Annotated in this window: 10 protein-coding genes, 2 tRNA genes and 1 pseudogene; 10 read left to right on the top strand and 3 right to left on the bottom strand. The window is 35.0% G+C overall.

Annotation, left to right across the window (positions count from 1 at the left end):
* Positions 1-10,704: a polymorphic toxin-type HINT domain-containing protein gene (locus tag KYG33_RS20210; RefSeq protein ID WP_219072310.1), complete on the bottom strand. Its 10,704-nt coding sequence runs from the start codon at positions 10,702-10,704 to the stop codon at positions 1-3.
* A gap of 8 nt (positions 10,705-10,712) precedes the next feature.
* Entirely contained in the window at positions 10,713-12,041 is a 1,329-nt protein-coding gene (locus KYG33_RS20205; protein WP_180565289.1) for a T9SS type A sorting domain-containing protein, read from the bottom strand.
* Between the two features lie 560 nt (positions 12,042-12,601).
* Here KYG33_RS20205 and KYG33_RS20200 point away from each other — a divergent pair.
* From KYG33_RS20200 to KYG33_RS20160, 10 genes and pseudogenes are all read left to right on the top strand, one after another.
* Positions 12,602-12,676 (top strand) — tRNA-Pro (locus KYG33_RS20200).
* Between the two features lie 32 nt (positions 12,677-12,708).
* A tRNA-Arg gene (locus KYG33_RS20195) sits at positions 12,709-12,782 on the top strand.
* Between the two features lie 251 nt (positions 12,783-13,033).
* The gene (locus KYG33_RS20190; RefSeq protein ID WP_317619658.1) at positions 13,034-13,291 is read left to right on the top strand and encodes a helix-turn-helix domain-containing protein; all 258 of its coding nucleotides are present in this window, start codon (positions 13,034-13,036) and stop codon (positions 13,289-13,291) included.
* 100 nt (positions 13,292-13,391) lie between these two features.
* Positions 13,392-14,882, top strand: a complete 1,491-nt coding sequence (locus tag KYG33_RS20185; RefSeq protein WP_219072309.1) for a serine hydrolase domain-containing protein — start codon at positions 13,392-13,394, stop codon at positions 14,880-14,882.
* A gap of 65 nt (positions 14,883-14,947) precedes the next feature.
* Positions 14,948-16,414, top strand: a complete 1,467-nt coding sequence (locus KYG33_RS20180) for a serine hydrolase (protein ID WP_219072308.1) — start codon at positions 14,948-14,950, stop codon at positions 16,412-16,414.
* Between the two features lie 143 nt (positions 16,415-16,557).
* Positions 16,558-16,692, top strand: coding sequence for a hypothetical protein (locus tag KYG33_RS22545; RefSeq protein WP_257468848.1), 135 nt, complete (start codon positions 16,558-16,560; stop codon positions 16,690-16,692).
* Positions 16,667-17,197 (top strand): annotated as a pseudogene (locus KYG33_RS20175) (NAD(P)H-binding protein). Before KYG33_RS22545 ends, KYG33_RS20175 begins: the two are co-directional and overlap by 26 nt.
* A 279-nt stretch (positions 17,198-17,476) precedes the next feature.
* Entirely contained in the window at positions 17,477-18,076 is a 600-nt protein-coding gene (locus tag KYG33_RS20170) for a TetR/AcrR family transcriptional regulator (protein WP_180565285.1), read from the top strand.
* Positions 18,077-18,140: 64 nt separating this feature from the next.
* Complete coding sequence (locus KYG33_RS20165) at positions 18,141-19,421, top strand: MFS transporter (RefSeq protein ID WP_219072307.1); 1,281 nt, start codon at positions 18,141-18,143, stop codon at positions 19,419-19,421.
* A 5-nt stretch (positions 19,422-19,426) separates the two neighbouring features.
* A complete protein-coding gene (locus KYG33_RS20160; protein WP_219072306.1) occupies positions 19,427-19,978 on the top strand; it encodes a cysteine hydrolase family protein in 552 nt (183 codons plus the stop codon).
* Between the two features lie 377 nt (positions 19,979-20,355).
* Here the strand turns inward: KYG33_RS20160 and KYG33_RS20155 are convergent, their stop codons facing one another.
* Positions 20,356-21,195 carry an SH3 domain-containing protein gene (locus KYG33_RS20155; protein ID WP_219072305.1) on the bottom strand — a complete coding sequence of 280 codons (840 nt, stop codon included), beginning with the start codon at positions 21,193-21,195 and terminating at the stop codon, positions 20,356-20,358.
* Between the last annotated feature and the right edge of the window lie 14 nt (positions 21,196-21,209).

The following is a 21,209-nucleotide window of genomic DNA, read 5'->3' as shown; positions in this document are numbered from 1 at the left end:
TTATTTACTCACTTGTTTTATTTCATGAATTACGTTATAATCAGATTCCATACTATATCCATATTTTACTGTACCATCTCTTTCAACCCTTCTTAAAATTCTATCATGTGCATTAGTTGATTTAGGTACCTCGAATTCTTCAGCACCAATCCAGTTTTTTTGAGACCCATAGCCTATTTTCCCTTGTTTATACTGATCTCCTCTAAAAATCTTAACACTTCCATCTGCTTCCAATCGTGGTTTTCCTCGGCCAGCTGCAACTTCAATTACTTCTTTATTAACAAATCCATTCTTGGTTGCCATAAACCCACAGCCATCATTGTGTACAAGAATTTTATGTTCAGAAACAAAATAATTATGATTTCCATCAATCTCTAAATTATAAACATTTTCTATCTTGTCTATAATTTTAATATCATCTACTTTTATTAAGTGCCCCTTATCATTGACAACAAGGTCTCCTCTTTTTAAATCTTTAGCATGAACCCAATTTCCTTTAATATAAAAAGGATGTTCTGGTGTGCATATAATTTTAGAGTTATTTATAGATAGTTCTAATAATTGCTTAGTAATATTACGTGAAAGTGAAAGAACTTTTTTTAACTCATTTTGCTTCTTAATTTCATCGTAAGACCACACCTTGTCTCCAATCTCAATATCTTCTATAGGTTTCAGACCATCTGAAGTATAGACCAAGGTTCCTTTCACGAAACAAAGTAACATTCTTGTATACATGCTCTTAGCGATACTACCTACAGCCGATACACCCCCAAAAATAAATAATTCTTTAGTAGCTTCTGCTCCTTCCTGTTCATATTTTTTTGCCTGAGCCTCATTACCTCTATCTCGCCAATGAGTCTGCATCTGCATACTATGAGCGGCTTCTCCACTAGCGTAAGCAATCATAATCTTAGTTCCAAAACCTCTGGTTAAGAATGTGTCTACCAACGCAAAGGAAGCCATATTAATATTTTTAGACAATTCTAGATACTCACCAGCAACCTGAGATCTTGTCTGAGGATTATCTCCATAAATATTCCAGCTTAGTGTCTGTTTACCATTAGGATCAACATATTTAATCGGATTCTGATATGTATAAATATAAGGATTTAGGTTACCCCAATAAAATACTCCTCCATTATGCTGTCCTTCACCGTAAAACTCAGTCTCCATCGCCGGATTGTAAACAGCCAAAGGATCCACCCCATACCAAATACTTGCTCTCGGGTTATAATATCTTGCTCCATAGTAATACAGCCCGGTTTCTCTATCCAGTTCTTTTGCATTGAACTTATATGGGTTATCATATACTCCTGTTCTCTGCTCCAGCATCGTTTCTCCGAATGGTAAATTTAAGAAAAACTGCGTACTCTGAGCACTGGAATTGGTAACAAATGTTGCTGTTCCTAAATGGTCATTATGCAAATAGTATAATCCTAACTGGCTGGTTGGTCCATTTAAAGTATTCAGCTCTGCTGAAATATCGCCTACTCCTGCTTTTTCAAGATATATTTTAAAATCAACAGAAGGATCAGGTTCTCTCATTGTTGTTCCCTGATCAGATGTTCTGAGGTTTAAGGGAACAAAAATATTGCTTCCATCCATCACCCTGCTGGCAAAACGGGTTGATCCTTCAAAATAATGTTTGGTATACTGCCCGTTTAAGGATACCGTTACATAAGGATTAGGATACAATGTATAGTCAGTTAGACTTAAGCTTCCCGGATCTACCAATTCTCCGTTCTGATATAGCTGAGAACTTCCATGAAGATTGTACTTTATCGTTCTTTCTCCTTTGTCGTCGTATGCATAATATTGGTATACACCAGAATCATCACTGTAAAAAGCTTTTAAACGATCCTGTTCATCCCAGAACATATGCTTAGAACCAAATTCATCAACATGCTCAATGGTGTTCCCATTTTCATCATAGGCGAAAAGCTGTTGTGTCCCGCTGACATTACCGTCAGTAATTGACTTTACTTTATGAGTTTCCGGAATATACTTATAGTTATTCGAGTACGTATTCAACGGGTTCGGCTGCTGGTCGATCTGATGCACCTGTTCCTTCAATACAATCCCTCCACTCTCGTTATACATTACCTTCTTAAGATCAAAATGTGAGTTACTTTGCGCATATGGAGAAGTATTGGGTGTTGTAGGAGTTCCTCCTTTATCATTTAGCCCCATATCACTTTCCGTACCAATCAATCTGTTTAAGGTATCATATCCATATTTGAAAGCATAGGTTCCTCCCATTTGATTCGGAGTTACCCCTACATCATTGGCAAGACGGATAATATTTCCTCTCTTATCATACTCGTAGCTGTTGGATAAAAACGCATTGGAATTGCTCCATAACCCAAAGTGATCTAACCTTCTGTTGGTAGCAATATATGAATAATCTGTTCTTGTTCCATTTCCATAGTTGGCTGCTGTTCTCTGCTCATAAAGGTCATATTTGATATTCTGAATATAATTATAACTTCCGTTGGTTACCGTTTTAAGATTCCCTCCTAGATCATAACTGTAAGTAAGCTGCTCTCCATCAGGATATGTCAGTTTTTTAAGACGGTTCCAGCCGTCATAGATATAATCCGTTTTGAACTCCATCGTTGGAATACTGTATCCGAATATCCTGCGGGTTTCCGATATTACTTCACCCAGCTTACCATAATTGTAAGTAGTATACCCTGTTCCATCTGTTTTTGTTGTAATCCTTCCTGAATTATTTCCTGAATTGGCAGGCATATAATCATAATGAACATTATTAGGGTTGACTGCTCCACTTGGAAGATTAGGAAGCGTAATATCAATAAGTCTGTTCTTATCATATCGATAATGGATAAAATGACTCTGTATATTAGGATCATTAACAAGATTTGGAGTTACAAATCTGATCAGATGTCCAGCGGCATCATATTCATAAGTAGTCTGCCCTTTATCAGGGTGCAACATTTCTGTTCTTCTTCCGGCAAGGTTATACTTATAGGTCGTCTTAATACCTTGAGGATCAGTTACCATAAGCAGTTCACCTGCTGTATTATATTCAAATTTTGTAGACAGTGGGTTACTATTCAGATAATTTATTTTCTCAACAATCTGTCCCTCTGCATTGGTGAAAGTCTCTGTCCTGGTAACATCCAATTCTTCAATACTTTTAAACAGATTCCCTTCTATCTCATAGCTAATTGATTTTTCAACGCCGTCTTCATATTTAACATTCGTAATCCTGTCAGAGTGGTCGTACGTATTGGACAACATAAACTGGCTGAGATTCAGATTCAGATTATTATCCTGAAGGTCTCCTTCCTGAGGCTGATATTGATATAGCTGTCTTCCGAATACATCAAATATTGGTCTTCCTGAAACAGATCTGCGTTCTGTTCCATTAATATCAATATCTTTCTTCACCTGTATTACTCTTCCCATAAAATCTGAGTAAGAATCTGTATTAATCAGGTTATTCGGATGGTCTGCATCATAATGAGAGGTTCTGGCACGGAATATTTTAATATTCTGATCTGAACTCGGCATACCATAATGGTCATAATAATAAGAGTGAGTTATTGTAGAAATATTTGCAGGACTATAAGGTTCAATGATGGATATAGCCCTTCCATAGTCATCATATCCATATTGTATTACATTTCCTGTTATATCTGTACTTTTTGTTAAAACATCCAAATAAAGATTATACTGTCCAAAGGAAATATATCCAAAGGCATCAGTTGTCCTTATTACATATTTACCTGTTTCATCATCATATTCATAGGATATGGAATATCTGTTCTGTGATTCATCAGGTGGATAAGTTACTGTTTTAACATTACCTGATGGCTCATAAGTATAATCTGTTATGATATCCTGAGAACCATCAAATACGATATATTTTCCGACATCTCCTGTATTAACGTTTATATCCTGGGTTTTTCTCTTCCTTAAAAGAGTAGAACCTGTTCCGTCATATACATTGATCTCTTTTGGTACTGCGATCATATTTTTATTCAGTCCGGTCCAATAAGTGATCACAGATTTATAGGAATTGGTAGGGCTGGTATAGGTATAATTTGAAACCAATCCGGTATTGTAATCATACTCCATTTTTTCCGTAGTCTCTATTTCACCACCATTTTCAAATCTCGTATTGATCTTCGTATTCAACAGAACGGTAGCCATTCTTCTACCTTCTGTTCCTCCGGTATCAAAACTTTCCGCTAAGTAATTAGGGTCTATTTTGGTTGTATTATCTTTAAATTTATATAAACGATAGTTATAGATCACTTTGGAAATTAACTCATCATTTCCCGAAAGGATTTTACTTTCTTTAATTAATCCATTTAAGAAATAACTTGTGTTATAATACATATCCTCAGCTTTACGATAAGGATTTCCATCGATATTTATTTCTTCACGTGTTATTTTTCCAAAACCAAAATTATCTCTTTCTCTTCTGTCATATCTGGAATTTTCAAATTTATATCGGGTTACAATATCTTTCTCTGTACTGGAAAGCGTATAGTCTGTACTAAAGACATCCGGGTTTAATATTTTAACCTCTTTAACCACCAGTTTTGCATGTGGATCCTCATAATTCGGCTGTGTAAACTGATAGTCTATAGTGTACTTCCCTTTGGTTATGTTTTGAGTAACAGATTTCAGTTTATTGGTTTTCCCAATCAGCGAGTAATTGACTATAAATCCATTACTGTTATCTACAACAAGATCTACAAATCCATCTCCGTTCATATCTCTGAAAGCCTTTTGGGTATCAGAAACATTGATTCCCAGATTGGCAGTTGCCCCTGCTCCTACTTTTATGAAAAGATTCAGAATCGGAACAGGAGGAATAATCGGGATAGGTCCTATATTTACCATAAAGCTTCCTCCGAAAGAGAAATAGCCATTATATGAGCCACTTTCTTCAGTGAAATCTACATTTCCTACTGTTTTAAGCAATGGGACAGCTGTATCAAATTTATGTCCTAAATTATAGCGAACATTAGTCCATTTAGTACAACCTGGCAATAGATCGCAATTTTTCACCTCAAGAATATCAATTAAACCATCTCCGTTGATATCTTCATATACAACATCTGCAGTTCCCTTTGAAGCTGAACCGCCTAAGCTTGCACTGATACCAAATCCAAAGCTGCTCAAAGCACCCATATTTGCTGAAGAACCTAACCCTCCACCTATAGAAATATTTTCACTTCCTATCGGGTGAGATCTGTAAGTAAGCATATTTTCAACAGGCTTCATCCCCGATAATTTTTTTCCTAAGTTGAGCATTACTCCCATGTTTATTGCTCCTCCGTTTACCACTCTGTCAGGAAGTCCATCACCATTAATATCCATCCAAAAGTTATTTCCTGAATCAAATGAGTTAAAATATTTGGTAACTCCTGCACTAGCAGATCCGGACCCAGACCATGGCATAGAAGAATCCCCTTTTGAAGTAGTACCCAACAGACCATTTACACTAATTCTTCCGCTAGCGGAAAAAAGGTTATAAGAGAATCCCAGAGAATTCATCTTCTGATAGGTATTGGAATCCGTAGGAAAACCTCCCGATGATACCAGGTTTATATCATCTAAACTTCCAACAGAATTAGTCAGCTGAATAGACTCAGGATATACCATATCAGGATACCCGTCTCCATTTATATCAGAGAATGTCTGAGTTTCAATACTTCCTTTCCCCCAAGGTACAGTTTCTGATTCAGCTTCAGATATTCCTACCCCTCCTACTGATACATTTAATGTATTTGTTGTATTACGAGTGTAGCTGCTCTGTTTTCTACTAATAGCCTTCATTGTGGTATCCAATGAAAGTACTGCTGTTACCAGAGTAGTAGGTGTTACTGATGGTGTATTAGGTATAGGATTATTGAAATAATTGACAGCTTCATCATCCTTGAAAGAACTTGCAGAAGCGAACTGATTCTCTCCGGCTCCCACCCAAATGCTTTTAACAGTATAGTTCCCTCCTGTATTTACCAGCGAACTATAGGGTTTCATAGGAGAAACAAATTGGGAAACTGTATTGTTTCCTGTGTTAGGATTCGCATTAGGTAGGTTATCAATACACTTAGCCAATTCCTCTGCAGATAAAGGAGGCTGCTGAATACATTGTGGATAAGTATTTTGAGCTACATTACCCGGAGTCATAGTTTCTGCTTCAATTGGTTTCCCATAGGTGTAACCTTCTATAATTCCCGGATTGTATAAAAATTGTCCCCAGTTATTATAGACAGCAGTTTTTGGGTTATACATTGCTGTATTTACCGAAGTTGGCGGCACAGAGGTAATCAACTCACCACTTCCGTAAATTTTGAATGGTTTCCCCTGGAAGTATTGAGAATATTTATTGAATAAAGCGTAATCACCATCTGTTTTACAGTATACCTGAATATTTACAAGATGAGGTTGACCAAATTCCGGTATTGTTAAATCTCCTTTATAAAAACTGATAGGACTTATTCCCGGAACATCAAATGCACCAATCATATCCTCTTCTTTAATCACGGAGTTGGCTCCGTTAGCTGCTACAGTTACTTTTCTTTTTCCCATCACTGTAGATCCGGTTTTGATTACGTAATAAAACGATCCGGTTGAAAGAGTAGAAAAGTTTGTCACACCTTTGTCTATCTGAACACCATAAGCTCTTTTCCCACTAACGATATTAGGATTATCCTGTGTACTTCTAATGTCTATCCTTGCTCTTAGTTGTGTTACTGCATATGAAGGATATTGAGCAACGGGATACAAATCTAAGTTAACTGATGCATTATTATTTGAAACAGCATTATAATGTACTTTGATTTTATCTTTCCAGTTGCTGTTGAAGAATGATGTATGAGAATCAGATTCTATAATAAATTTCAAATAAACAGGCTCACTTGAATTCACATTCAAAGTACCTGTATAAGCTTCAGTATTAAAAGGATCATATGACTGAATGTATTCAGAAGAATGAAGCACTGTAGCTGTGCCAGTATTTGCATTTTCTGCAATTACTTTAAAGGTAAAGCTATCTGTACTATTAGGAAAATTAACACTTTCCACTGTAATATTTGCTGTCCCCGTACCATCCAGATATGCTGATGATAATAAATTATTGGTAAGGAAGTTACTTCCATAATTTCCATTATTCAACTTAAACTGATCCTGAAATATAAACTTGCTTGACAAAGGGGATCCTGTTGTGGGATCAACATAAATAACTTCCGGATTAGAGTTTACCTCTAAATTCTTCGTCATACTTTTATGTAATCTTATATATACCTTTTCCCCACTTTTTACAAAAATCCTATTAGAACTATCAACTGCTCCCACAAAATTAGACACCATATTGTATCCCGGGGAAATAGTATTCATTTCTGTATAATAATCATTATACTTCGAGATCGAAATATTTTTCGCAAGGCCTCCGGGGTTTAGTTCAGTAAGATAAACTCTTGTGTTAACAGAAGCACCCGAAGACGCGTAAGGAGCTTCCACCGAATAATACATTTTTATTGGTAAATCATCCTGATCTCCAGTATAAGAAGGTACGGATATATTATCTTTAATCGTGATATAACCATCCTGTGACGCTATCCATACTTTTACAACATCAGTAATTGGTACTGCCGGAATATCTGGAGTAACAATAGGATCTACAGGTGGTAAAAGCGGAGGTGCTATTGGCTTATCCTTCACAACCATATTTTCTGTAAATTCTGAATGTTTGGTCATTTCAGGCTGTTGCAAACCTTTATTATATTTGTTAAACCACACCTGTCCATTATTGACAATATCAACTAATCCGTCAGAATTAGCATCAATTAGATAGGTAGATGTTGTTCCTTTGGAAGTAGATTTAATCTGGGATCTACTGTATACTGTAGCTCCCATATCCCATCCTGAATTGTTGGTCTTGGTTTCGGTATAGGTAAAGTTATTATTATAATTTAATAAGGGTTTGGCTGGTAAAAAAGATAAATGACCGTCCTGATCCAATTTTCCCTGACTGAATTTCAGTTCAGAAGAAGTTCTGTAGATCATATCCTGAATACCGTCTCCATTAAAATCAATAAGCTGTTGGGCATTCTTTGCTTCGGCCGTGGAATATCCAAAAGGAAATCCAAACATCAGGTGCCCATATGCATCATTGGAAGAATAAAAGAAATTCAATCCGGCAGCAGGTCTAAAGTTCAAACCGTTTTCCGAAGAAATATTTCCATTGATTTTCGATGGTTTCAGAATATTTTCAATAAGCCCGTTATAAACATTTTCGGAATTTTGTACCTGCACCTGAGTATCAGGTCCAAATATCTGATTATTTTCTACCTGGTTATAGTATTCAAAAGAATAGTCATCAACAATAGGAAGCGGATTCACAATCTTAATGTTGTATACCTGACTGTATAATCTTTTTAACCTTGTTTTATTAAATTGTCCATCTTCGTATTCTACACCATATGTTCGTATTTTTTCTGTCTTATGTTTTATATCAATAGCTTTTAAAAGATATGATTCTACTCTTTTCAATCCTTGCTTTGCATTGATACTGATATCTTTTCTGCTAATCCCGGTTTCAGCAATAAAGTTGACACTATAATCCTGATTTTTTCCGTAAGTTATTTTTTGAATATGAAAATAAATTCCTCCGGTTAGGGCATTAGTTGATCCAAGATCCAATATATTTTTCTGATAGGTAAACATCATTTTATTACCATGACTGTCTTCTACCATTCTTAATCCCCAATGAACAATCTGGCCTTCGTCATTTTTTATAACAGAATTATCACTTCCGCCATAATAGCTTTTAGTACCATTTGTAGAAGTTACTATCCATGCATAATTAGCAGGAGTAGCTCCTTCCCTTTCTATAAGAGTAAAATCATGATTTTTTCTGAGATAAAATTGCTTTTTTCCTGTCGAATTACGAGTCTGTCTTGCTGTCGTAATATCTGTAGAGGTCTCACTTGTATTATTATGTCTGTGTGGTAGATAACCATTAGGATAAACAAGCATTTCACCATCTAAAGTATACAATTCCGTTTCCTGGCTACCGAACTTAGGCGTTCCCCATCTGGTATCCACTGTAATTGCAGATAATCCCTGAAGATCCCATCCTTCACCCATCCATCCGTTACCGACACCACTGTTGTATCCTATTGCTAAAGAAGGCTGTAATCCTCCCAATCCTGCAGGAACTTTAATAGGATAATTCATATTGGCATCTCCTTTTTGGTTTGCTGTAGGAGCATTCATCAGCTGCATTCCTGCCATAGGATCTGCAGCTTTCAATCCACTGATACTTGTTGGTGAAAAAGCTGTTGTCTGAGGAGATTCAGGAGCGGAAATAATTCCGTTGATATAATCATGGTCACCATCTCCTTCTACCATTACCGTTTTATTTTTCTCATCAACAACTGATTTGTCTGCTACCCATTGTTTCTTGACATAATCAAAATGGAAAATTTTGATATCCTTAGGAGAGAACAATCCCAGTCTTTTGGTATCGTAAGGAATAGTAATCTTTGCCTTTTTCTCCAGCTTTCCGGCCGTTACTGAAAATCTGTAAGCGGCATTATTCAACGTTACATTTTTAAGTCCCTGAGATACTGCCGGTATATCTTTTTCTCTTAATTTCAGTACTTCAATGTAAGCCGATTCTGATGTTCCTTTTTCTATAGAAACATTCATATTTTCATAGCTTATACTGAATTCTTTATCTTTTGAAATTTCAACACCTTTTGGTTTTGCATAGTAATTGTCAACTACTTTAAAGGCTTTTGTTGAAGCCGGAATTTTGTAAGCATTAGTTATACCTCCTGCAATAACAGAGAATGAACCCTCTGCCTTATTTTTTTCTGAAAGTTTGACAACTTTTTCAAACTCACCATTTTCTACAGCAACAACTTCATTATTAACTACCACATCTGTTAACGATGCTGTCTTTCCTTTTACATACAACTGATCTCCTGACAGTACAGAACTTATGATTAGATCATTATCATACTTTTTATCTTTTTCAAAAACAATACGTAAGTTTTTTACTTTGTATTTTACCCCGGCTGAAGGTGAAGTAAATAATATGGAATTAGAACCTGTTTTTATAAGTTCAGAATTGATTTCCTCTTTTTGATGGCTCCATTTTGCGCTTGGAACAATAATTCCTCCTCCTATCGCAATATTATGATTAATAGATCTGGATACTGACTCATGAGAAGCCAATCCAAACAGATCGTATTCAAGATATGCTACAGTGTTTTTTTCCGCAGATGGAATGTCAATGGTAAAGAAGTTATCAGAAACTTCATCTTCTTCCTGATCCGTGAAAGCACCAATAGTTCCTTCTTTTTCCTTTGATGGATAAAAATTCTTATTGTCGACAGCAACATCATTTTTAAACTCAGAGAATTCTAAATTTTCCTTTGCTGAATTTAAAAATACAGAATGATTTTCATCTAAAATATTCTTTTCAAGTAATTTTTCAGATTGTGTTAATTGATTAGAAGGATTTTCTTTTACATCCTGATCAATTAAATCAACTTTTTTATCAGTCCATTTACTTATCAGCTCTTTTTTGAATACCTGTAACTTCTGCCTGTCTTCTTTGGTAAAGCTCGCAAAGACAAACATCAACGCAAAAAAGCCTATCAGTAAACAAGACTTCTTGGTAACAGGAAATTGATCCGTATTTATTTTCATGGTATAGTTTAATCAACGATTAATTTGAACGTTTTTATGATTTTTTTATCTTGAATAAGATTAATAATGTAAGCACTTTGAACTTTCAACTGACCAGTGTAATGATTTGATTTTCGGTCAATATTATCAAATTTGACCAATCTTCCTGATCCATCATAAATGGAAATTCCAAGTCCTTCCATAGGAGGGAAAGTAACTGTAAAAGTTTGTCCTTTTTTAACTGGATTCGGATAAAGATTAATTTTAGTCAGATTCAGTGATAAGTCCCCGTTAATTAATAATCCAGAATCTGGATTTTGATTCGCTCGTTCATTCTTAGCACTTTTCAATGGACTTACTGCAAAAGTGAAATGAGCTGTATCACCACTATCAAAATCATTAAGGAAATCAACTTTATTAAAAATGATATAATTTGCAGCTTCAGATCCTTGAACTTTCAGAATACTTCCGTCAGGTTTTTTCAGGAACATCCAATAAGCAATAGGTAAAGACCTTGGATTCACCGTTTCTTTCAATATTCTTACACTATAATCGGTTTTAGGAACTTTATTACCTATAAAGTTGATTTCCCAGTTTTTTTGCAAAACATCAAAGGTACCATCGTTTTTTAAAGTCAGTTCATTATTATCATCAGACCAAATAACAAACTGATTATTCTCAAAAACAGATTGATTCTCAACATTTGTTCTTTCAATAGAATTTTTCCCAATTGTTAAAAATAGATCAGCCTGGTTGGACGACTGTTTTTGGTAGAGTTCATTACCATTGTCTCTTCCTAATCCAGTAGGTTTGTATCTAAATTCTTTATGTTTTTCCGGATCCCAGATTATCTTTCCATCACTGCTATAATATTTCCCCTTTTCCAGTGAAATTCCGTATTTAATAGAGAGATAGGAGTGTATTTTACCAAGATCTGAAGATTTTGCTTTTCTTGGAAAAAATATCATCTCATAAAGATTCTGATCTTCAAATTTAATTTTCAAGCTATCAGATTTATCACGGTTCGGATCTGCAACTGCTACAAACGAAAAAATACTTGGCCTTTTTCTAATTTCAACAGTTTTTTCTCCACCAGTTTTAAAGTTGTTATTTCCTAAGGAAATCTTTTTTTCAGTATTTTCCCATATCAATTCATCTTCCTTCGATCGGTGGACCGCTGTAAGAGTATGGCTCTTATTTTTACTGTATTTAATATATTTTTTGAAAAGCTTATCCTTGATACCACAATGAAAATTGAGTAAATTTTCATCTTTGCACTTTGTTACTTCGTGAAGTATTGGATTGGCTTTTTCCCATAATTGGACATCAGATCCCACCAGTTGAGAATAAACAGACACAGAACACGATAAACAAATTATCGCGAATGCCCTAGAATAAAGAGGGTTATACATATTAGATATTTTTTGCCAAATAAATAGTCAGCAATAGCCAACTGAAGTTTAGTTTGAAAATTAACCGAAAAAAGAAAACTATCTTAAAAATTCAGAATATAATAGTAGATAGAGATGGAAATGGCTGATTTCTTCATAGTATTATTATGGTATTAATTTTTTTTTGCAAATTTATAAAAGAAACAGATACCACAAGTTTTTTTTTAACAATTTTTAACAATGACAGAAACCTATAATTCTTTCATTTGACTGAATGATCAATGAAATCATTTATTAAAGCAGAAACCATGAACAAACGGGTTCAAATAAAAAAGTAAAAAAAAATGAAATTTTTTCATCTTTTTTCAAATACGATAAGTCAATGGTTATTAATCATGTAAAGTTTATAAAACCCCATTCACAAAAAATTAATTAAAAATTATTCTTCATTTTATTTTTTTATTTGAAAAAATATTATACCTTTGCAACCGCAAAAACGAAGTAAATATCGTTACTGATGACACCCTCGGGGCGTAGCGTAGTCCGGTCATCGCGCCTGGTTTGGGACCAGGAGGTCGCAGGTTCGAATCCTGCCGCCCCGACTGTTTTAGTAGTTTTCTCAAAATTACTTAATGGGTGCGTAGCTCAGCTGGATAGAGCATCTGCCTTCTAAGCAGACGGTCAAAGGTTCGAATCCTTTCGCGCTCACTTAAAGACTTACTGGAAACAGTGAGTCTTTTTTTGTGTGTACTCTTTTTTATAGCTCAGGAAATAATGCATCCCGATTTCAGTCGGGATGGCAAAGGTTCGAATCCTTTCGCGCTCACTAATTATTAATCAAAGATATTATTCCAAAGCCTAAAAGTTCAGATTTCCGAAGATAATGAAAAAATAACCAGATAAAAGATTTTATGCGGACTCAACAGCCTTATCTGAATCCTTATTTAACGGTTCAAGAATTGGCAGAAAAGGTCCAAATACCAGCTAAAGATTTATCGGTTTTGATTAATTCTTATATGGATAAACATTTTTTTGATTTCGTCAACGAATACAGAATTGAGAAAGCAATGGAAATATTAAAAGATCCTCTGCAAAAAGATTTAACAGTTTTAGAAATTTTATATCAAGTTGGTTTTAATTCTAAATCATCATTCAATACGTCTTTCAAAAAATATACAGGAAAAACACCAACAGATTTTAGAAAAAATTCATTCTAACACGAATTTTATCCGGAAAATGCGTTCGACTTTTTTTAATCGGTCGTATATGAAGACAATTCGGAGCATCTTTGCGGAAATTTTAAAAAATCAATCATATATGAAACTTATCTTGTTTGTCTGTTCTCTGCTTTTATCAATTAGTGGCTTTTGCCAACAAAACATCCGAAAATCAGAACAAGGAAAAGTTGGAAAAATAAATTTGATCCTTGAAAAATATCATCAGTTTGATCTTTTTAACGGAAGTGCGCTGGTTGCTCAAAATAGCAAGATCATTCTAAAGAAAAATTATGGAAAAGCCGATATGAGCTGGAATATTGCTGCTGCTTCTGATACTAAATTCAGAATAGGCTCCATTACAAAACAGTTCACGGGAATGCTGATTATGCAGCTCAAACAAGAAGGAAAGATTAACCTTGATGATAAAATAAGCCAGTATTTACCTTGGTATAACAAATCTGTCGGGGATAGAATTACCATTCAGCATCTTCTGACCCATACTTCAGGATTGCCCAATTACACTGATTTCCCTGATTTTAAAACAAAAATGGTTTTCGAAAACTTATCCAACAAAGACTTTGCGGTCAAATATTTCAAAGATAATCTGGGATTCGAGCCAGGAACTAAACAGAACTATTGTAACACAGGCTATTATTTACTCGGTTTGATTATCGAAGAAATTACAGGAAAGCCTTATGAAGAAGTTCTCAAGGAAAGAATATTTGATGTGATTGGAATGAAAAACACAGGCATTGAAAACCCGAAAGAAATCATTTCAAATTACGCTCAAGGTTATGATTTTGATTACGATGGCTACCAAAAAACAGATTACATCAATATGAAAACTGCTGTGTTTTCTGCCGGCGGAATGTACAGTACAGCGAATGATATGAAGAAATGGGATGATGCTTTGTACACCAATATTTTATTAAATGAAGAGAACAAAAAAATCTATTTCACACCCCACACTGGTAATTATGCTTATGGCTTGAATATTGAGAAACATCAGAATTTTTTAGGTTCAGGGAAAGATATTACAGTAATGGCTCATAGTGGCGGAATCAATGGGTTTTCCTGTAATATAGCCAGAATCCCGGAGGATAGAATATATGTTGTGTTGCTGGATAATACCAGAGCAGGGAAAAGGGGTGGACAATTGGAAGCGGTTATTGATGATATTTTCGGGGTTCTTTATAATGACAAAGTGAATTTACCTAAGCCTTTGGTCATCTATGAAGTGCATAAAAAAATAAAAGCATCCTCGGTAGAGGAAGGAATTCTTTATTTAAAAGATATTAAAAAGAATAAGTTTGACTCCTACAATTTCAACGGTTTTGAAAATGAGCTGAACAAATTAGCCTATAAATTTTTAGGTGAAAACAAGACAGATTCTGCATTGAAGGTCATTGATTATGCAGTCTCAGAATTCCCGAATTCCTTTAATGTATATGATACACGTGGAGAAATTTATTATATAAGAAAAGATTACACTGAATCGAAAAAGAATTATCACAAAACATTGGAACTAAATCCCAATAATGATAATGCGAAAGAAATGCTTTTAAAAATTGAAAAGGAAATTGGGAAATAATGCGTTCCCGAAATGTAACAAACACTTTTCTGAGTTGTCATATTAATTAGAAATCAATATCCCAAATGAAAAAACTACTTTGCATTGTCCTGCTCATCTCTGGATTTTATGCTTTTGCACAAAAAATACTAACCGAAAAGCAAATTTTTACTTCGATGGATGCTCAGGCAGAAATATTTTTAAAAGCGACAAAAGCGAATTCTTTCTCCATCGGAATCGTGAAAGATGGAAAAACCTACACCAAACATTACGGCGAAATCGACAAAGGAAAAGGGAATAAAGCCAATAATTCTACCTTATTTGAAATCGCTTCCATCACTAAATTATTTACCGGAACATTGATGGCTAAAGCTGTTTTGGATGGAAAAGTAAGTTTGGATGATGACATTAGAAAATATATCACAGGTTCTTATCCCAATCTTCAATTTAATGGAACGCCTGTAAAGATTAAAGGTTTGGTTTCATTAAAATCCGGTTTCAACAAAGATTTGCCGGACAAAAGTGAATTGTTGAAAGAAAGGAATTACAGCACTGCTTTCAAGATTGAAAAATTGGAAAAAGCATATACAAAAGAACAGTTTTTTAAGGATCTAAAATCAATAAAAGTGGAGACTTTGCCAGGGACAGTTTATAATTATAATAATGGAACTTTACAACTGACAGCACATATTCTTGAAAATGTTTATGGTAAAAGTTACGAAACTTTGCTGAAGGAAAATATCTTAATTCCATTAAAATTAAATAACACAACGCTTCATATCAATAAAAATGAAACCATCGCAAATGGTTATGATGGAAATGGCAATTTGATGCCATTTTTGCCATACTCGCTTTGGGGCTCTCAAAGTTATTTGAAATCAACCCTAACAGATTTGACCACATTTTTAAAATTTGAACTTGATAAAAAAAATTTGCTTGTTCAGGAATCACAAAGGGATTTGCTCAACAATAAAAATTACTGGAACGCTTATTTTTGGGATGAAGTGACCGTAAATCACAATGGACGAAATGCCAGAAAACACGGCGGAGCTTTTGGAACACAGAATCTGTTTTGGGTTTTCCCAGATTATAACATTGGGATTTCTGTGATTACAAATCAGGGAGGAGAAAATACTTACGGGAATTTATACAATGCTGTCCAATATCTGGTAGATGATTTGAAACCGTTTGGGAAGAAATTAATAGGAAGAGAAATCGAGAAAAAATGTTTTGAAAACATCGATTCGGGAATCGCTTATTACAAAGAATTAAAGAAAAGCAAACCAGATTCTTACAACTTTTCTGATGAATCTGAATTGAATACGCTAGGTTATAAATTGATGAGAAATGGCAACGTAATTTCTTCCATCAAACTTTTTAAACTCTATGTTTCTGAATTCCCCAACTCCGGAAATCCTTACGACAGTTTGGCAGAAGCCTATTTTAATAATGGACAATTTGAATTATCAAAACAAAATTATCAGAAATCTTTGGATTTAAATTCTAAAAATACAAACGCCAAAGAAATGCTTTTGAAATTGGATAAACATTGAAAATAAAAAGGCAACGTATACAGAAAAAGAAATCGAAGCAATGGGATTTGTCTCTACGCAGCAGGAATATTTTACAGGAAAAGCGTGGTTAAAAAACTATGTATTTTCCAGATAAATAATATAACGAAGGCAAAACATAAAAAATGAAAACAATAAAAGCATTGGTATTAGGTGCAAACGGAGCAATTGCACAACACGTTATCACATTTCTTTCCGCCAAAGAGAATATAGAATTAACCTTGTTTGCAAGAAATGCCGACCCCTATAAAACATTTTGAAACATCGGCAACCATCATTGAAGGCGATGTGCTAAGCACAGATGATTTGAACGAAGCAATCAAAGGGCAGGATATTGTTTATGCCAACCTTGCGGGAGCAGTAGATAAAATGGCAGGAGAAATTGTGTCGGCAATGAAATGCCAATAATGTGAAGCGTTTAATATTCGTAACCTCATTGGGCATTTATAAAGAAGTGGCTGTAAGTTCGGTCAGTGGAATGAAAGAATGATTGGTTCTGATTTAGCTCCTTACCGAAAAGCAGCTGATATTATCGAAAAATAGGATTTAGACTATACGATTATTCGTCCGTCTTGGCTGACCAACAATGATGAAACAGATTATGAAACCACCCAAAAAGGCGAACCATTCATAGGTACAGAAGTGGCAAGAAAGGCAGTAGCAGCTTATATTACTGACATTATTGAGCATCCTGAAAAAGATATAAAATCAAGCGTGGGTGTCAATAAACCTGGTGTTTATGGTGATAAGCCGGCTTTTTATTAACTTCAATATGAAGCTTGTTCAATGCCATACCACTCTAAAATACCCGTAATTTCCAATTAAGATCAGCAGCCAAAGAGTTTGAAGATCATCACAAAAAGACTTACTGGAAACAGTGAGTCTTTTTGTGTATTTATTCTTATCAAAAATTATAAGTATTCAAGAGTTATTGTGAATACAATTTACCTCAATTGATTTATCGTATTGTACAATTTGACAAAATTTGTTTTTTTGTCAAAAATATTTTATTTTTGTATTCCTATTTCAGATAATTTTCAGACAATGTCATCTCACACAGAACAAGATCAGCTTTCACAACAAATCCTGGAGACCGCTTCAGGGCTGTATTTGAAGTATGGTTTAAAGAAGGTGACAATGGATGATATTTCAAAAGCAGTTGGTAAAAGCAGAACTTCAATTTATTATTATTATAAAAATCGGGAGGAAGTATTTCAGGCGGTTTTGGAAAATTTGATCAAGGAAGTTATTTCTGAGATTGATTCCAAGATGAAGAAGAAAAGAACTTTCGAAGGAAAAATACAGGAGTTTTGTCTTGCTAAAGTAAAAACATCGGAAGAAAGATCTTCTTTTTTCAGAGCTATAGAAGCAGGAATGGACAATGAAGAGAAGTCAAAACATATCACCGATGCTCACAACAGAATGATGGAAGCGGAAAAAAATCTCCTGTTGAATTTATTTTCAACAAACATTATCAAAGGTTCAATTCCAGAAGTTGCCATTGAAGAACAGGAAACCATCATCTTTATTCTACAGAGCAGTATCAGGGGAATAAGGCGTGAGATGAGTTTAAAAAACAATTTCGAAAACTTAAACAGTACAGTAAGCACTCTAACCTCTATGGTTATTAAACATATTGGGTAAAAATTTTTTATCCAAATTTTGACACTTTTACATTATTTGTCAAATAGTCTATTTTTTAAAAAAAATGAACAAACTAAGTAATATCAGTACATTCCGGGCTTTCAGAAGCACCAATTATACATTGTATTTTTTCGGGCGTTCTGTCTCTCAATTTGGGACGTGGATGCAGCGTACAGCGGTAGTATGGGTTGTATACAGCATGACCAAGTCTGCTTTTATGCTGGGGCTCACCATTTTTGCAGAACAATTCCCTTCATTTTTATTTTCAGCATTCGGCGGAGTTGCTGCAGATCGGTATAACCGGTATAAAATGATACAGATCACTCAAATTTTATCATTAATACAGGCATCTATTCTAGCTTTCCTGGTAATGACGGGACATCAGAATATATGGAGTTTCATTATACTCAGCATTTTTCTCGGCATTATCAACGCTTATGACATTCCGGCCCGTCAGGCTATGATTAATGAAGTGGTAACGGATGATGAAGACCTTCCAAGTGCTCTTTCTCTGAGTGCTGCCATGGCAAGTATAGCTAAATTGGCGGGCCCTGCCCTTTCCGGAATTATCCTCCAAAAATTCGGAGCGGGAACATGTTTTCTTATCAACGCAGCCAGTTTTGCAGCGGTAATGCTTTCGATTTCTTTGATGAAAATAAAGATCATTCCGAAAAAAACAACTAAAAAAGGAACTTTCACAGAATTGGCTGAGGGTTTCAGGTATCTGAAAAAAGAACCATCCATCAGTCTGGTTATTATTATGCTGAGTATTACAGGTTTGCTGATTTTACCTTACGATACGTTAATTCCTGTTTATGCAAAGGAAATCTTCAAAGGTGATGCTAAGACATTCGGTTATATTTCCAGTTTCATTGGGATTGGGGCGGTTCTCGGAACTGTATTTCTGGCTTCTCTGAAGAAAGGAGCATCTATGAGGAATATTCTCATCCTGAGTACAGTTATTCTGAGTATTGGATTGATATGCTTTTCATATGCCACCAATTTCTATTGGTCTATGTTCTTTGCAGCGCTCACAGGATTGGGTGGTGTCGCGCAATTTACCACCTGTAATATTATTGTCCAGTCTGAGGTGATCCCTGAGATGCGCTCAAGAGCGATCAGTATTTTGCTAACCGCCATATTCGGGATGCTGCCTTTGGGAAGTGTACTTATTGGGTTTATATCGGAAAAAATAGGAGCACCCAAAACCTTATTACTGGAAGGAATTGCGGGAGTTTTAGTTGCTGTTGTCTTCAGACGCTTACTATTTAAAAAGAATAAGACAAAAGCAGTGAACAACCAACTTTTAGAAGAATCTGAGGAACAATTTATTAATAAAGTGTAATTAAAATGGAAAACATAAAAACAGCATTATTGGTGATGGACATGCAGTCATCAATATTAAGCAACTTACCTGACACACAAGAATTGATATCTAATGTCAACAAGGTCATTAAAGCCGCCAGAAATCGCCAAATTCCGGTTATTTATATCACAGTAGGGTTCAGACAGGGAATGCCGGAAATAAACTCTAATAACAAAGTATTTTCAGGAATTAAACAACATATGGCAGATGTCAATATGAAAGAATGGGTCGCTATTCATCCTGAGCTTAGCCCTGAAGAGGAGGACATTGTTATTACCAAAAGAAGGTTCAGTGCTTTTACAGGAAGTGATCTTGAAGTAGTTCTGCGTGGTCTGAATATTCAACATTTGGTACTGACAGGAGTATCTACAAGCGGTGTTGTTTTATCTACAGTGAGAGAAGCCTCAGATAAAGATTACAAACTCACAGTGATTGAAGATTGCTGTAAAGACGGAGATGAAGAAGTACATCATGTGCTGATGAGAAAAATTTTCCCAAGACAGGCTGATGTCATTAAAGTAAACGACTGGACATAGTAAGGAATGAATTAGTACAACGGGAACATTATAAATCTTCAAAATACGTTTCATTTGCTGAAAATTCCGTTTCACCTATCTATTTTGCTGAATCAGTTTATCTTTTAATTTGAGAGATGGGAAGACGTATTACTTTTACATGGTAAACGTAGCCGAAAGGTCACTTAGTTAGTTTTAATTAGTATCAAGGAAACATTGATTAAGGATCAATAAAAATCTTTTTGTGCTTAATTCCTTATAGCCACTTATGGTTCAACTATACACTTAATCATGTTTGGGTAGGATTGGTTTGTTCCAGTCCTATTTTTTATACCCTTTTTATACAATAAAAAAACCGCTGCTGCTACAACGGTTTAATTTATTTTAAGGAAATAGTATTATTTTAACTTATAAGAACTTCCGTTCCAAAGATAAGTTTTAGAAGAGCTTTTCTTCTTCTCTCTGTCTTTCTCATCCACTTCCATGTCTTCCACTTTTAGGATAAATGCGTTAGAAATTCCTCCTTTATCATTAGGAAAAACATATTCTTCACTGTGATAAAAAGCTCCGGCATCACCTACATTCATTAATTGTGGAAGGGTAATCAGTTTTTTATCCTTAAAAAGAACATACTGATCATAGCTTGCGATTCCGCAGGCTTCTCCGGAAACCATTGCTTTCAGGGTAAATTCAACATTCTGCAATTTGTGACTGCTTTCTATATTGAATGCCGCTGAACTCAACTCCTCTCCTCTTCCTGTATCAAAATATACCTCATCAATGAGTGTATTTCCTTCCATTACTTTTATTCCGGCAATGTTCTGTTTTTCGGTCTCATTGGATTCTTTATTCTTCCTGTCAATCGTTTTGGAAAGTCCAAAGAGAAAATCATATCCGTTTTTATTACGGTACCCTACACAAAGATTACCACCCCAGATATATCCTTCCAATATATTCTCTCCTTTCTGATAAGAGATTTTATACCAATTGGCCGCTCTTTCTCCCAATTTCAGGACAGTTTCTTCTTTTTTAAGAATCATCACCTGCTGATTGGTCTGCAATGAGTCTACAATCTGAGTATTGACTCCTGGATACAGCCTCACGCGGGTCCAGTCTGTAAAGATTTTCTGCGTCTTATTTTCTTCAAAACCAAAGATTCCATCTGCATATACTTCATTTTCCTGCGCTGTAAAAAACTGCAGCATCAGTAAAAATAAAGCTGTCCATAAAGTTTTCATATTCGTATTTTGTT

Origin of the sequence: Chryseobacterium sp. D764, assembly GCF_019317325.1 — a bacterium.
In the GTDB taxonomy this organism is placed as follows: domain Bacteria; phylum Bacteroidota; class Bacteroidia; order Flavobacteriales; family Weeksellaceae; genus Chryseobacterium.
The sequence above is the reverse complement of the archived record's forward strand: the minus strand, read 5'-3'. Positions and strand labels throughout refer to the sequence as shown.

Excerpts from the sequence above, each read along its gene's own strand:
- KYG33_RS20210 (WP_219072310.1), bottom strand. The coding sequence starts at position 10,704 with ATGAAAATAAATACGGATCAATTTCCTGTTACCAAGAAGTCTTGTTTA.
- KYG33_RS20185 (WP_219072309.1), top strand. The coding sequence starts at position 13,392 with ATGAAACTTATCTTGTTTGTCTGTTCTCTGCTTTTATCAATTAGTGGC.
- KYG33_RS20180 (WP_219072308.1), top strand. The coding sequence starts at position 14,948 with ATGAAAAAACTACTTTGCATTGTCCTGCTCATCTCTGGATTTTATGCT.
- KYG33_RS22545 (WP_257468848.1), top strand. The coding sequence starts at position 16,558 with ATGAAAACAATAAAAGCATTGGTATTAGGTGCAAACGGAGCAATTGCA.
- KYG33_RS20170 (WP_180565285.1), top strand. The coding sequence starts at position 17,477 with ATGTCATCTCACACAGAACAAGATCAGCTTTCACAACAAATCCTGGAG.
- KYG33_RS20165 (WP_219072307.1), top strand. The coding sequence starts at position 18,141 with ATGAACAAACTAAGTAATATCAGTACATTCCGGGCTTTCAGAAGCACC.
- KYG33_RS20160 (WP_219072306.1), top strand. The coding sequence starts at position 19,427 with ATGGAAAACATAAAAACAGCATTATTGGTGATGGACATGCAGTCATCA.
- KYG33_RS20155 (WP_219072305.1), bottom strand. The coding sequence starts at position 21,195 with ATGAAAACTTTATGGACAGCTTTATTTTTACTGATGCTGCAGTTTTTT.